Annotated in this window: 10 protein-coding genes; 6 read left to right on the top strand and 4 right to left on the bottom strand. The window is 52.5% G+C overall.

Translation table 11 applies throughout. The features are described from left to right. Window positions 1-93: 93 nt before the first annotated feature. The 4 genes from lolA (at window position 94) to O1V65_RS12225 (ending at window position 4,970) form a co-directional block, all read left to right on the top strand. On the top strand, window positions 94-705 hold the full coding sequence (gene lolA / locus O1V65_RS12240; protein ID WP_017491733.1) for an outer membrane lipoprotein periplasmic chaperone LolA: 612 nt from the start codon (window positions 94-96) through the stop codon (window positions 703-705). A gap of 7 nt (window positions 706-712) precedes the next feature. Continuing rightward, window positions 713-2,056 carry a replication-associated recombination protein A gene (locus O1V65_RS12235; protein ID WP_017491734.1) on the top strand — a complete coding sequence of 448 codons (1,344 nt, stop codon included), beginning with the start codon at window positions 713-715 and terminating at the stop codon, window positions 2,054-2,056. 106 nt (window positions 2,057-2,162) lie between these two features. Further along, window positions 2,163-3,455, top strand: a complete 1,293-nt coding sequence (gene serS, locus O1V65_RS12230) for a serine--tRNA ligase (RefSeq protein ID WP_017491735.1) — start codon at window positions 2,163-2,165, stop codon at window positions 3,453-3,455. Window positions 3,456-3,824: 369 nt separating this feature from the next. Then, entirely contained in the window at window positions 3,825-4,970 is a 1,146-nt protein-coding gene (locus tag O1V65_RS12225; RefSeq protein ID WP_017491736.1) for an MFS transporter, read from the top strand. Window positions 4,971-5,109: 139 nt separating this feature from the next. On the opposite strand, the gene pflA is transcribed toward O1V65_RS12225, so the two are convergent. The 4 genes from pflA to ycaO all read right to left on the bottom strand — a co-directional run bounded on the left by pflA (window position 5,110) and on the right by ycaO (window position 11,427). After that, window positions 5,110-5,850 carry a pyruvate formate lyase 1-activating protein gene (gene pflA, locus O1V65_RS12220; protein ID WP_017491737.1) on the bottom strand — a complete coding sequence of 247 codons (741 nt, stop codon included), beginning with the start codon at window positions 5,848-5,850 and terminating at the stop codon, window positions 5,110-5,112. A gap of 76 nt (window positions 5,851-5,926) precedes the next feature. Continuing rightward, window positions 5,927-8,209: a formate C-acetyltransferase gene (gene pflB, locus O1V65_RS12215; protein ID WP_227955328.1), complete on the bottom strand. Its 2,283-nt coding sequence runs from the start codon at window positions 8,207-8,209 to the stop codon at window positions 5,927-5,929. A 97-nt stretch (window positions 8,210-8,306) separates the two neighbouring features. After that, on the bottom strand, window positions 8,307-9,164 hold the full coding sequence (gene focA / locus O1V65_RS12210) for a formate transporter FocA (protein ID WP_026110508.1): 858 nt from the start codon (window positions 9,162-9,164) through the stop codon (window positions 8,307-8,309). Between the two features lie 499 nt (window positions 9,165-9,663). Continuing rightward, window positions 9,664-11,427, bottom strand: a complete 1,764-nt coding sequence (ycaO, locus tag O1V65_RS12205) for a 30S ribosomal protein S12 methylthiotransferase accessory factor YcaO (protein WP_227952724.1) — start codon at window positions 11,425-11,427, stop codon at window positions 9,664-9,666. Window positions 11,428-11,703: 276 nt separating this feature from the next. Here ycaO and serC point away from each other — a divergent pair, with 276 nt between their 5' ends. Together serC and aroA are read left to right on the top strand one after the other, a co-directional pair. Beyond that, on the top strand, window positions 11,704-12,789 hold the full coding sequence (gene serC / locus O1V65_RS12200) for a 3-phosphoserine/phosphohydroxythreonine transaminase (protein WP_017491742.1): 1,086 nt from the start codon (window positions 11,704-11,706) through the stop codon (window positions 12,787-12,789). A gap of 124 nt (window positions 12,790-12,913) precedes the next feature. Then, window positions 12,914-14,197 carry a 3-phosphoshikimate 1-carboxyvinyltransferase gene (gene aroA, locus O1V65_RS12195; protein WP_084912748.1) on the top strand — a complete coding sequence of 428 codons (1,284 nt, stop codon included), beginning with the start codon at window positions 12,914-12,916 and terminating at the stop codon, window positions 14,195-14,197. Window positions 14,198-14,411 lie beyond the last annotated feature (214 nt).

Genomic DNA, 14,411 nt, shown 5'->3' with positions numbered 1-14,411 from the left:
TAAAGTTTAGCTCCTGGGGTTGTTTTCCCGGGTATTCCCCCAATTGTTGGGAGAGGTCGTCTGTTCGCAATGGATTTTGAGGTAACAATAACAATGAAGAAATTATTAGCCGTAAGCTGTTTATTGACCGCATTTATTTCAGGATCTGTGCTGGCCGACGCCAGCAGCGATTTAAAGAGCCGCCTCGGTAAGCTGAATACCTTCCACGCCAGCTTTACGCAAACCGTAACCGGCGATGACGGTTCCAATATCCAGCAGGGAGAAGGCCAACTGTGGGTGAAGCGTCCGAACCTGTTTAACTGGCACATGACAACGCCGGACGAAAGCATTCTGGTTTCAGACGGTAAGACGCTGTGGTTCTACAACCCGTTCGTTGAGCAGGTAACGGCGACCTGGCTTAAAAATGCCACCGGCAATACGCCGTTCATGCTGATTACTCGTAACGACAGCAGCGACTGGGCAAAATATAACGTTTCGCAAAAGGGGGATGACTTCAATCTGACTCCGAAATCGGCGACCGGTAACCTGAAGCAATTCTCAATTACCGTCACCCCGACCGGCACCATCAAAAGCTTTACCGCGATTGAACAAGACGGGCAGCGTAGCGCCTACGCGCTGAAGGGCGAGCCAAATGCTGCCGTCGATGATGCTAAATTTAAATTTACTCCGCCTAAAGGCGTCACGCTGGACGATCAGCGTCAGTGAGGACTTGGTGAGCAATCTGTCACTCGATTTTTCCCACAATGAGTTTCAGCCACTGGCCGCAAGAATGCGGCCGGTAACGCTGGCTGAATATATTGGTCAGCAGCATCTGCTGGCTCCCGGAAAACCTTTGCCGCGCGCTATCGAGGCGGGGCAACTGCACTCCATGATCCTGTGGGGACCGCCGGGAACGGGAAAAACGACGCTGGCCGAGCTCATTGGTCGCTACGCCAATGCCGACGTTGAACGCATTTCTGCGGTGACGTCCGGCATCAAAGAGATCCGCGAGGCGATTGAGCGAGCGCGTCAGAACCGTGACGTAGGCCGCCGCACCATTCTGTTCGTTGACGAGGTCCATCGTTTCAACAAAAGTCAGCAGGATGCTTTTTTGCCGCACATTGAAGACGGCACCATCACCTTCATTGGCGCGACAACCGAGAACCCTTCGTTTGAGCTTAACTCTGCACTGCTATCACGTGCCCGCGTTTATCTGCTGAAAGCCTTGACCCCAGACGATATCGAGAAGGTTATCGATCAGGCGATGAGCAATGCCGACCGTGGCTATGCGGGGCAAAATATTCGTATTCCGCCGCAGACGCGCCGTATGTTGGCCGAGTTGGTTAACGGTGATGCTCGCCGAGCGTTGAACAGCGTCGAAATGATGGCGGATATGGCCGAAGTCGATGCTAACGGGGTAAGAATACTGACGCCGGAGCTGCTGAAAGAGATCTCGGGCGAGCGCAGCGCACGTTTCGATAACAAGGGCGATCGCTATTACGATTTGATTTCTGCGCTGCATAAATCAGTGCGCGGTTCGGCACCCGATGCTGCGCTGTACTGGTATGCGCGGATTATTACCGCCGGGGGTGACCCGCTTTACGTGGCAAGGCGTCTGTTGGCTATCGCCTCCGAAGACGTCGGCAACGCCGATCCGCGCGGTATGCAGGTGGCGATAGCTGCCTGGGACTGCTTCACCCGCGTTGGTCCGGCGGAGGGTGAAAGGGCTATCGCTCAGGCCATCGTGTATCTTGCCTGCGCGCCGAAGAGCAATGCCGTTTACACCGCCTTCAAAGCCGCGATGCGTGACGCCAAAGAGCAGGCCGATTTTGACGTGCCTGAACATCTGCGCAATGCGCCGACCAAGCTGATGAAAGAAATGGGCCTCGGGGCAGAGTACCGCTACGCGCACGACGAACCCAACGCCTATGCCGCTGGCGAGAACTATTTCCCCCCTGAGATGGCCAAAACGCAGTACTATTATCCGTCCGCACGCGGCATGGAAGGAAAAATCGGAGAAAAGCTGGCGTGGTTGGCTGAACAAGATCAAAATAGCCCGACAAAACGCTACCGATAAATTTGCTGTTGCGGTAAGGTTATCGCTGATAACTCTTTGACATGCTGCCGTTTCAGGCAGTATGTGCCATCAAAATTTTATTTAATTCAAAACTAACAGGATTAGCATGCTCGATCCCAATCTGCTGCGTAATGAGCTAGACGCAGTTGCAGAAAAACTCGCTCGCAGAGGTTTTAAACTCGATGTAGAAGCATTGCGTGCTCAAGAAGAGCGTCGCAAAGTGCTGCAAGTTGAAACGGAAAATCTTCAGGCTGAAAGGAATGCACGATCGAAATCGATCGGTGCGGCCAAGGCTCGCGGCGAAGACATCGATGCCCTGCGTCAGGAAGTTAACGAACTGGGTGACAAGCTGAGCGCGGCTAAATCCGAGCTAGAAGCACTGCTGGAAGATATGAACAAAGTCACTCAGGCGCTGCCAAACCTGCCTGATGATTGCGTTCCTGTTGGTAAAGATGACAGTGAAAACCTCGAAGTCAGCCGTTGGGGCGAGCCGCGTCAATTCGACTTTGAAGTTCGCGACCACGTTTCCCTTGGCGAACTGGCCGGTGGCCTGGATTTCGCCGCCGGTGTTAAACTGACCGGTGCTCGCTTCGTTGTGATGCAGGGGCAAATTGCCCGTATGCACCGCGCACTGTCGCAGTTTATGCTCGATCTGCACACCGAGCAGCACGGTTATATCGAAACTGCCGTGCCGTATCTGGTGAACCACGATTCACTGTTTGGTACCGGTCAGTTGCCGAAATTTGGCGAAGACCTGTTCCATACCAAGCCACTGGGCGAAGAAGCGGGCAGCAGCAACTATGCGTTGATCCCAACTGCCGAAGTACCGTTGACTAACCTGGCGCGCGACGAAATTCTTGAAGAAGAATCTCTGCCGCTCAAGTTGACTGCGCACACGCCGTGCTTCCGCTCTGAGGCCGGTTCCTACGGTCGCGATACCCGTGGTCTGATCCGTATGCACCAGTTCGACAAAGTCGAGATGGTACAGATAGTCCGTCCTGAAGACTCCATGCAGGCGTTGGAAGAGCTGACCGGCCATGCCGAGAAAGTACTGCAACTGCTGAACCTGCCGTATCGTAAAATGCTGCTGTGCACCGGTGATATGGGCGCAGGCTCTTGCAAGACGTACGATCTGGAAGTGTGGCTGCCTGCGCAGAACACCTATCGTGAGATCTCCTCATGCTCAAACATGTGGGATTTCCAGGCACGTCGTATGCAGGCTCGTACCCGCAGTAAAACCGAGAAGAAACCCCGTTTGGTCCATACCCTGAATGGTTCTGGTCTGGCAGTGGGCCGTACTCTGGTTGCGGTTCTCGAGAACTACCAGCAGGCAGACGGCCGCATTGCGGTACCAGAAGTTCTGCGTCCTTATATGCGTGGACTGGAATTCATCGGTTAATTTACCGGGTAAAGAATCCCCTTCCCTTGCATTCACAAAGGCCGATCGCTTACACGATTGGCCTTTGTTTTTAGGCGTAAGGGAAGAGGGCAGAGCGATGATCTTCATCGGCGATATTTTTTAATCGAAACGGGAATACAACTTAAATATTTATCAAATATCTAGCGCGCCTGTTGAATAAATCCCTTACTTATCATTTTGATACCCATTTTTTATTTTTGACACTTAGCGGCAACGTTTAGTGATTGATTAGTTATTTAAATCATAGAAATACAGATTGTGCGGCGGAGTGATTTCGCCCAATTGACTTTTATCCGGCCAGTGGCATTATGCGCGCAATTTCATCGTATTTCTGGTCGCTCATTCCCTATGTCTGCTTACTCTCGCCCGGTGCTATTGCTGCTCTGTGGCCTTTTACTGTTGACCGTGTCCATTGCGGTTTTGAGCACCCTCGTCCCTTTATGGCTGACGCATGAAGCCCTGCCCACCTGGAAAGTTGGACTGGTAAGTTCTTCATACTATGCAGGTAATTTAGTCGGCACGCTGATAGCGGGCCGCCTGATTAAACGCCTGGGCTTTAACGTCAGTTATCAGCTTTCCTGCATTCTTTTCGCCGTGGCGACCGCCGGTCTGGCACTGTCTGTGAATTTCTTGGGCTGGATAAGCTGGCGTTTTATGGCCGGTGTGGGCTGTGCGTTAATCTGGGTAGTCGTTGAGAGCGCATTGCTGCGTAGCGGCACGGTTAAAAATAGGGGGCAGCTGCTTGCCGCCTATATGATTGTCTATTATATCGGCACCGTAGCCGGGCAACTGCTGCTGGGCAAAGTCTCGACCGAACTGTTTACCGTTATCCCGTGGGTAACCGGACTGATTGTGGTCGCTATGCTGCCACTGCTGTTTGCGCACATCGCCAATCAGGACAGCGAACAGCCACACACCTCTATTTGGCCTATGTTCAAACGCCGCAGCGCCCGTCTGGGCATTAACGGCTGTGTGATTTCGGGTATTGTACTGGGTTCATTATACGGCCTGATGCCGCTGTTCCTGGCTCATCGCGGGTTAAGCGATGCGGACGTCGGTTACTGGATGGCACTGCTGGTGAGTTCCGGCATTATCGGTCAGTGGCCGGTTGGGCGTCTCGCTGACCGCTATGGTCGTTTGACGGTGCTGCGGGTTCAGGTGTTTGTGGTCATTCTGGGCAGTATCGCCATGCTCAGCGGCTATGCAATGGCGCCCGCGTTGTTCATCCTCGGCTGTGCAGGCTTTACGCTGTATCCGGTGGCGATGTCTTGGGCCTGTGAAAAGGTGAACCCCGACGAGCTGGTCGCCATGAATCAGGCGTTGCTGATGAGTTATACCATCGGAAGCCTGGCCGGTCCTTCAATGACTGCAATGCTGATGCAGAACTACTCTGACCGCGTACTGTTTGTGATGATAGCCGCGGTGGCGTTGGTCTACCTGGTGATGCTGCTGCGCAAGGCGGACCATCAGTCTACCCCTGTTGCCACTGCCTGAATTATCAATCAGTTAACAGGAAAACTCATTTTCGTCGCAACAAGGCGGCAAGAGAACTCATCCCGATGAGCTGACATAGGTCAGTGATTCGGGTGATTGAGCGCAGCCAACCCGGCTGCGGCTCCAGAGACCAGGGACTTTAGTACATCACTTTGTGGCCGTAGCCTTCTAAAATTCCCTTCACCCTATCCATAATCTCTTTCGTCGGCGGACTCACGCCATCAAGCCCATACTTCTCGCCCATCGCAGTCCATTTATGCTTGCCAAGCTCGTGATACGGCAGCAGCTCAATCTTCTCGATGTTGGTCATGTCTTTGGTAAATTCACCGAGTTTATGCGCCGACTCATCATCGTCTGACCAGCCGGGAACCACGACATAGCGGATCCAGGTGCGCTGATTGCGTTTTGCCAGATACTGCGCAAACTCCAGCGTACGGTGATTTGATACGCCGACCAGCTTCTGGTGGACTTCGTCATTCATCTGCTTGAGGTCAAGCATCACCAGGTCGGTCGCGTCGATCAGTTCATCAATGACCGGATCATAACGGCGCACAAAGCCGTTAGTGTCGAGGCAGGTGTTAATCCCCTCGGTATGGCATGCGCGGAACCAGTCGCGAACAAACTCTGCCTGCAAAATGGCCTCACCGCCCGAGGCCGTCACGCCGCCACCGGAAGCGTTCATAAAGTGGCGATAGCTCACCACCTCTTTCATCAGGTCTTCAACATTGATCTCTTTACCGCCGTGAGTGTCCCACGTATCGCGATTGTGGCAATACATGCAACGCATCAGGCAGCCCTGAAAGAAGACGATAAAACGGATACCGGGACCGTCAACGGTACCGCAAGATTCGTAGGAGTGGATGCGACCTTGAACAGACATTGCGGGTGTTCTCCAATGTGAAAAGGCTCCACGTGAGCGGAGCCTTAAAGAACGAAGCGATTAACTCATCACTCTCTTACAGCGTTTTAGTAAAGGTACGGGTAATCACGTCCTGCTGCTGTTCTTTGGTTAGTGAGTTGAAGCGTACCGCATAGCCTGAAACGCGGATAGTCAGCTGAGGGAATTTCTCAGGATTTTCCATGGCCTCCAGCAGCATCTCGCGGTTCATTACGTTAACGTTCAGATGCTGACCGCCTTCGATAGACGATTCGTGATGGAAGTAACCGTCCATCAGACCCGCCAGATTGGCTTTACGCACGTCATCATCTTTACCCAGTGCGTTTGGCACAATGGAGAAGGTGTAGGAAATTCCGTCCTTCGCGTAGGCAAACGGCAGTTTGGCTACCGAGGTCAGAGAGGCAACGGCGCCTTTCTGGTCACGGCCATGCATTGGGTTAGCGCCTGGACCAAACGGTGCACCCGCGCGACGGCCGTCTGGGGTGTTACCGGTTTTCTTACCGTACACCACGTTTGAGGTGATGGTAAGCACTGACTGGGTCGCTACGGCATCGCGGTAGGTTGGCAGTTTCTGAATTTTCTTCATAAAACGTTCAACCAGGTCGCAGGCGATATCATCAACGCGTGAATCATTGTTACCGAACTGTGGGTACTCGCCTTCGATTTTAAAGTCTACGGCAAGACCGTCTTCATCACGAATGGTGCTGACTTTGGCATACTTGATGGCAGCAAGTGAGTCGGCGGCGACTGAAAGCCCAGCAATACCACAGGCCATGGTGCGATAGACGTCGCGGTCGTGCAGCGCCATCAGCGAGGCTTCATAGCTGTATTTGTCGTGCATGTAGTGAATACAGTTCAGTGCGGTCACATACTGTTTCGCCAGCCAGTCCATAAAGTGATCCATACGTTCCATCACTTTATCGTAGTCGAGAACCTCATCCATCATCGGCGCTTCTTTAGGGCCAACCTGAATTTTCAGCTTTTCATCCACGCCGCCGTTAATGGCGTACAGCATAGTTTTCGCCAGATTAGCGCGTGCGCCAAAGAACTGCATCTGTTTGCCGACAATCATCGGACTTACGCAGCAGGCGATTGCATAATCGTCATTGTTGAAATCCGGACGCATCAAATCATCGTTTTCATACTGAATGGATGAGGTGTCGATAGACACTTTGGCGGCGTATTTCTTAAAGTTCACCGGCAGTTTTTCTGACCACAGGATGGTCATGTTTGGCTCCGGTGACGGACCCATGGTGTAGAGAGTATTCAGGAAACGATAACTGTTTTTAGTCACTAAAGTACGGCCGTCTACGCCCATCCCGGCGAGAGACTCAGTCGCCCAGATTGGGTCACCGGAGAACAGCTCGTCATATTCTGGCGTACGCAGGAAGCGCACCATGCGAAGTTTCATCACCAGATGGTCAATCAGCTCCTGCGCCTGCTCTTCGTTCAGCTTACCGGCCTTGATGTCGCGCTCGATAAAGATATCGAGGAAGGTGGACACGCGGCCAAACGACATGGCTGCACCGTTCTGCGATTTTACTGCGGCGAGGTAGCCGAAGTAGGTCCATTGTACGGCTTCTTGTGCACTGCTAGCCGGTCCTGAAATGTCGAAACCGTATTTGGCGGCCATCTCTTTTATTTGAGCCAGCGCACGATGCTGTTCGGCAATCTCTTCGCGCAGTTGCAGCGTCATTTGCAGGTCTTCGCCATTTTCGAGACGAGATTGCAGAGACTGGAACTGGGCAAGTTTGTCAGCCATCAGGAAGTCGATACCGTAAAGCGCTACGCGACGATAGTCACCGATGATGCGTCCACGACCATAGGCATCAGGCAGACCGGTCAGTACACCGGATTTGCGGCAGTTAAGGATGTCTTTGGTGTAAACGTCAAATACGCCCTGATTATGGGTTTTACGGTATTCGGTGAAGACTTTTTTCAACTGTGGGTCAAGTTCGCGGCCATAGACCTTACAGGAGCCTTCAACCATTTTGATGCCGCCAAACGGGATAATGGCACGTTTCAACGGCGCGTCGGTTTGCAGGCCGACGATGGCTTCCAGCGATTTATTGATGTATCCCGCATCGTGCGAGGTAATGGTGGAGGCGAGGTCGGTATCGAAATCCACAGGCGCTTTGGTGGCGTTCTCCTGCTTGATACCCTCCATGACGCTGTCCCAGAGGGTAGTGGTCGCTTGCGTTGCGCCAGCCAGGAAAGATTCGTCACCCTCGTAAGGGGCGTAGTTTTTCTGAATGAAGTCGCGAACGTTAACTTCGGTCTGCCATTCTCCCGGGGTAAAATCTTGCCATGCAGAGGTCAATTTTTCATTGAGATTAGACATTTTGTACCTACCTTCTAATTTTGATTTTTCAAGAAATTGCGTTATCGAGATAACTTGAAAACAAGTTTAAAAATTTTGAGACAAGCCGCGTCGGATATTAGTGAGGCTGCTCATCACGGAGATATATGACCCAGTAGGTCAGGCCGACCAGCAGACCACCGCCGATGATGTTGCCAATAGTCACTGGGATCAGATTGTCGACGATAAAGTTGGTGATATTGAGTTCGGCGAACTTCTCTGGTGCGCTGCCAACGGCTTGCCAGAAGCTGGCTGGCGCGAAACATTTGATGACGATGCCCAGTGGGATCATGAACATGTTGGCGATGCTGTGTTCGAATCCGCTGGCAACGAACATCGCGACCGGCAGAATCATGGCGAACATTTTGTCCATCAGGCTGCGGCCCGAGTAGCTCATCCACACCGCAAGACAGACCATCAGATTGGCCAAAATGCCGAGGCAAACGGCCTCGATGAAGGTGTGATGCATTTTATGGTCGGCGGTTTGCAGTGCGTTGAGTCCCCACAGACCGTTGTCGGTCATCATCATGCCGGAGAACCAGATCAACGCGACAAACAGCAACGCACCGATCAGATTACCGATATAAACATTGGCCCAGTTGCGTGCGAGCTGCCCCCAGGTAATTCGGCCACTGGCCTTGGCGATGACGATAAGCACGGTGGAGGTAAACAGGTCTGCGCCGCAGACCACCACCAGCATCAGGCCGAGTGAGAAACAGATGCCCCCAACCAGTTTTGCCAAGCCGAAAGGCACGGCGGCAGTGCCGGTGGTTGAGGTCAGGTAGAAAACAAAGGCTATCGAAATAAAGACGCCAGCGGTTATCGCCAGGAAAAAAGTTTTGATAGGTTGCTTAGTGGCTTTGTACACCCCTGCATCTTCAGCAACTTTTGCTGTGGCAGCGGGTAATAATAAATTGAAGGGGTTGTCAGCGTTCACATTAACTCTCTCTTATGAAGGGCCATGCACTGCAAGAAAGATATTAGCAACGTAGTGTAGTTGAGATATTGATTTGGATCATAAGTCGGGTCTGAACGAGGGAGTGTTGCGGGATTTTAATACGTAGTTTTATAGTTAACCTTATGATTTTTAATGTAAAAAAACTTTTTAATTCTTGCAAAAAATGTTGAAGGTAACCTGAGGTTATTGCGCTTGTTCATTGAATTATATGCAATAATCAGAAATTACCCTGCGGTACGAACCTTTGGGGCTGTCTGTTATTTTGAAATATAAAAGTGCCGCTTTGCAGCGTATTTTAATGTCAGGGAGCAATTTTGCGATATTTAACGCCTGTTTGCTCGGAGAGTCAAAGCAGTTAAACCAATTTATTTTTTCACTGGAATCGAGGTCGTGAAAACCGGCTTATTTTTCATAACGTACTAATAAAAAACCGGCAGTTTCCCGCCGGTTTGATGGAGTCAATGATCAGGCTGAAGCCTTAGGCTTTTGACCAGTGACGACGCTTGGCGGCCTGCAATTTTTCGTAAGCGGCCAGCAGACCCTGATGCGCTGGCAGCGCTTTTAGCTCGGGGTCAACCGCAAACAGGCCATGGAAACGCTCTTCACCGCTGATAGCAGCAGAAGCACGGTCAACGGCTTCCTGACCGTACATCTTAACAAACGCCGTGTAGTACTGGGACGCTTCGCGCTCTGGCTCAAGCGCCAGCTGCAGCAGCGTTTGCAGGCAACGGTAGTAGTTGTTGCGTTCTGCGCTGTAAACGGAGGCGTTAAACTCGTGCGCCCATTCAGCCCAGGTCAGCGCCTGATCCATATCCCCGCCGGCCAGCGCCAGCATAGATTTCAGCTCGCCAACGCGCAGCGTGTACCAGCCGTTGTCTTTACCGCTGGCAATGCCCAGCAGTTCACGAACGCGGGTGAAGTCGTCCAGACCTTCGTCGTCCAGCTGGGTGATCATTTCCAGATATTCTTCTGGAGCGAAATCGCTGTCCGGAAGCGCCAGGATTTGCTCGCGCAGGTGGGCGCCCATGCTGTTATTAGCCAGCAGCAGGTCTTCGGCAGGGTAAATGTCGGACATGCCTGGAACGATGATGCGGCAAGCGTAAACGTCGAGATGCTCATAGTCGGCGATGTAAACCTCGGCGTCTTCTTTGTCGAAGATAGCCATCAGCGTCGCGAACTCTTCTTCGGTGGTCCCGCTGAAGCTCCAGTCAACGAACGGATAGTCTGCGTCCTGCTTGAACAGGTCCCAACAGATAAGGCCGCTTGAGTCGATGAAGTGGGTTTCAAGGTTCGCATGCTCTGCCACTTCTTCATCATCGAAGGTCGGTGCAGTGAACACGTCGAGATCTTTCAGGCTACGGCCCTGCAGCAGTTCGGTAACGGTACGCTCAAGCGCAACGCCGAAGTCAGGGTGAGCGCCGAAGGAGGCGAAACAGGTGCCATTGGCTGGGTTAAACAGCACGACGCAGATAACCGGATATTCGCCGCCCAGGGAGGCGTCGTAAGAAAGAATAGGGAAGCCTTCTTCTTCCAGTTTGGCAATCGCTTCAACGACGCCAGGATAGCGCGCCAGCACGTCGGCAGGAATTTCCGGCAGGCTGATAGATTCAGCGATGATGCGATTCTTGACATAACGTTCGAAGACTTCTGACAGACCCTGAACGCGCGCTTCGTTAGCGGTATTACCCGCAGACATGCCGTTGGAGACATACAGGTTACCGATAATGTTCATCGGAATGTAGACGGTTTGCTGGTCTGACTGACGGGTGAACGGCAGGGCACAGATACCGCGATCGGCATTGCCGGACTGCAGGTCGATCAACTCGCTGCCGGTCAGCTCTTTCTCTGCGTCATAGAACGCATGCAGACGCTCATCGAGAATGCCCGCAGGCAGACTGTTGTCGGCCGGGATCGGGAACCATTTTTCATTTGGGTAGTGAACGAAATCGCCTTCGGCAATATCTTTTCCGAGATAGAAGTCGGCGAAAAAGTAGTTGGTAGACAGGCGTTCGAAATATTCGCCCAGCGCCGAGGCCAATGCCGCTTTTTTACTGGCTCCCTTGCCGTTGGTAAAGCACAGCGGGCAGTCGCGGTCGCGGATATGCACGGACCAGACGTGCGGGACCGGATTCAGCCACGAGGCCTCTTCAATATTGAAGCCGAGGTCGGTGAGTTTTTGCTGAAAACGGGAGATGGAGTCTTCCAGCGCCGCGTCTTTGCCAGGGATAAAAGTTTGCGTCATTGAGTTCACTTTTGTGCGTTCTAAAAACGCGCAATGATACGGGGTTTTTGACCTGAGCTCCACGTATTCATGCCACTAAGGAAAAAGAATATGACGGCCGCCGACATGAATTTTATTACTGATTATTAATCTTTGGTGAATAACAATTGCAGCCGGTGGTGACCAGTGATAAAACCGATAAACTGGTTGTTGATACACGCAAACGATTCAATGTGGCGAACTATCAACAACTCAACTGGCTTTCAAGTAGCTATCAAAGAGAAGTGGTGAGGGGAAATGACTCAGGTTTATAATTTTAGCTCAGGTCCGGCAATGATCCCGGCTGAAGTCTTACGTCGTGCTGAACAAGAACTCTGTAACTGGCACGGTCTCGGTACCTCGGTGATGGAAATCAGTCACCGTAGCAAGGAGTTTATTCAGGTAGCCGAGGAATCCGAAAAGGATATTCGTGACCTGATGAACATCCCCTCGAACTATAAAGTGCTGTTCTGTCACGGTGGCGCGCGCGCCCAGTTCGCTGCTATTCCACTGAACCTGCTGGGCGACAAAGCCACCGCTGACTATATCGACGGCGGCTACTGGGCGCACAGCGCGGTCAAAGAAGCGCAGAAATATTGCACCCCGAACGTCATCGACATCACCACCACTCAGGGTGACAAACGTGGTCTGCTGCCAATGAGCGAGTGGAAACTCAGCAAAGACGCAGCCTATGTTCACTACTGCCCGAACGAAACCATCGACGGCCTGGCTATCACCGAAATGCCTGATTTTGGCGATAAAGTCGTCATTGCCGACTACTCATCAACCATTCTGTCCGGCCCAATCGACGTGAGCCGCTTTGGCGTTATTTACGCCGGCGCGCAGAAAAATATCGGTCCTGCGGGACTGACGCTGGTTATCGTCCGCGACGATCTGTTGGGTAAAGCCCGTAAAGAGCTGCCTTCTATCCTCGACTATACCGTGCTGGCAGAGAACGACTCCATGTTCAACACGCCGCCGACTTTCGCCTGGTACCTGTCTGGCATGGTCTTTAAATGGCTGAAAGAGCAGGGCGGTCTGGTCGAAATCGAAAAACGCAACAAGGCCAAGGCCGAGCTGCTTTACAGCACCATCGACAACAGCAGTTTCTACCGTAATCAGGTGGCTGACGCTAACCGTTCACGCATGAACGTGCCGTTCCAGCTGGCAGACTCTGCTTTGGATGCCGTCTTCCTGAAAGAATCACTTGAAGCCGGTCTTCACGCATTGAAAGGTCACCGTGTGGTAGGCGGCATGCGTGCTTCCATCTATAATGCGATGCCGCTGGAAGGCGTTCAGGCGCTGACCGCGTTCATGAGCGACTTCGAAAAACGTCACGGCTAAGTCGACGTTTCACTAACTGTTTGATTTGCATTTTATTTTTTACAAATGCTTTTGATTGAACAATAACCCCGGCCTAAATCCGGGGTTATGTTTTTTTAAACTAATACCGATGTACGGAGAAATTGTGGAAGCCCTGACCCTACAACCTGTTGCGCGAGTAAACGGCACAATCAACTTACCTGGCTCGAAAAGTGTCTCCAACCGTGCGCTTTTGTTGGCTGCTTTCGCCAAGGGAACCACTCGCCTGACTAATCTGCTGGACAGCGATGACGTTCGCCACATGCTGAACGCCCTGACCCAGTTGGGTGTGACACACCGCCTGTCCGAAGACCGCACTCACTGCGAGATTGACGGCCTCGGTGGTATTTTCCCTAAAGCCGACTCCCTCGAGCTGTTCCTCGGTAACGCGGGTACGGCGATGCGTCCTCTGGCCGCGGCTCTGTGTCTGGGTGAGCAGAACGTGGTCCTGACCGGTGAGCCACGCATGAAAGAGCGCCCGATTGGCCATCTGGTCGACGCATTACGCCTGGGCGGCGCGCAAATAGACTATCTCGAGCAAACCGATTATCCGCCACTGCGCCTGCGCGGTGGCTTCAAAGGCGGCGAAATCAGCGTTGACGGCAGCGTATCCAGCCAGTTCCTGACCGCTTTGCTGATGACTGCACCGCTGGCCGAAAATGACACCCTTATCCGCATCAAGGGTGACCTGGTCTCGAAGCCATATATCGACATTACCCTCAACCTGATGAAAACCTTCGGTGTGACCGTGGTCAACGAGGATTATCAGCAGTTCCGCGTGCAGGCCAACCAGAGCTATATTTCTCCGGGCAGCTATCTGGTCGAGGGCGATGCGTCTTCTGCGTCTTACTTCCTGGCGGCGGCGGCTATCAAGGGGGGCACCGTGCGTGTAACAGGTATCGGTAAGAACAGCATGCAGGGCGACATTCGCTTTGCCGATGTGCTGGAGAAAATGGGCGCGAAAGTCACCTGGTCTGAAGACTACATCGAATGTACTCGCGGTGAGCTGCACGGCATCGATATGGACATGAATCACATTCCTGATGCGGCTATGACTATCGCCACTGCGGCGCTGTTTGCTCAGGGCCCGACGACGCTGCGCAACATCTATAACTGGCGCGTGAAAGAGACTGACCGTTTGGCGGCTATGGCGACAGAGCTGCGCAAAGTGGGGGCAACGGTCGAAGAGGGCGAAGACTATATTCACATTGAGCCGCCTGCGACGCTGACCTTTGCCGAGATTGGCACCTATAACGATCACCGTATGGCGATGTGCTTCTCGCTGGTGGCGTTGTCAGACACGCCGGTTACTATTCTTGACCCAAAATGCACGGCTAAGACGTTCCCAGACTATTTTGACCGTCTTGCCTCCCTCAGCACTCCGGCTTAAAAAGTCTTAAGTTGCTGAAATTTTCAAAACGGACGTCCTTGGATGTCCGTTTTTTCTTTTTCGCACAGTCATCCTGCCGCCGCTATGCTTAAATAATCTCTGTTTTGCCTAATTGTTGAATAGTTTTGCCCCGTTAGTGAGCTTATTTTCCGCAACATAGTGATGCGGGGTAACAGTTCGGCTAAAGGCAGCGTATAATGCTGCACCTGAATTA

The sequence above is a fragment of the Rouxiella badensis genome (assembly GCF_026967515.2).
Taxonomy (GTDB): Bacteria; Pseudomonadota; Gammaproteobacteria; order Enterobacterales; family Enterobacteriaceae; genus Rouxiella; species Rouxiella badensis.
Note: the sequence above shows the minus strand (reverse complement) of the source record. Positions and strands in the feature narration are given on the sequence as shown.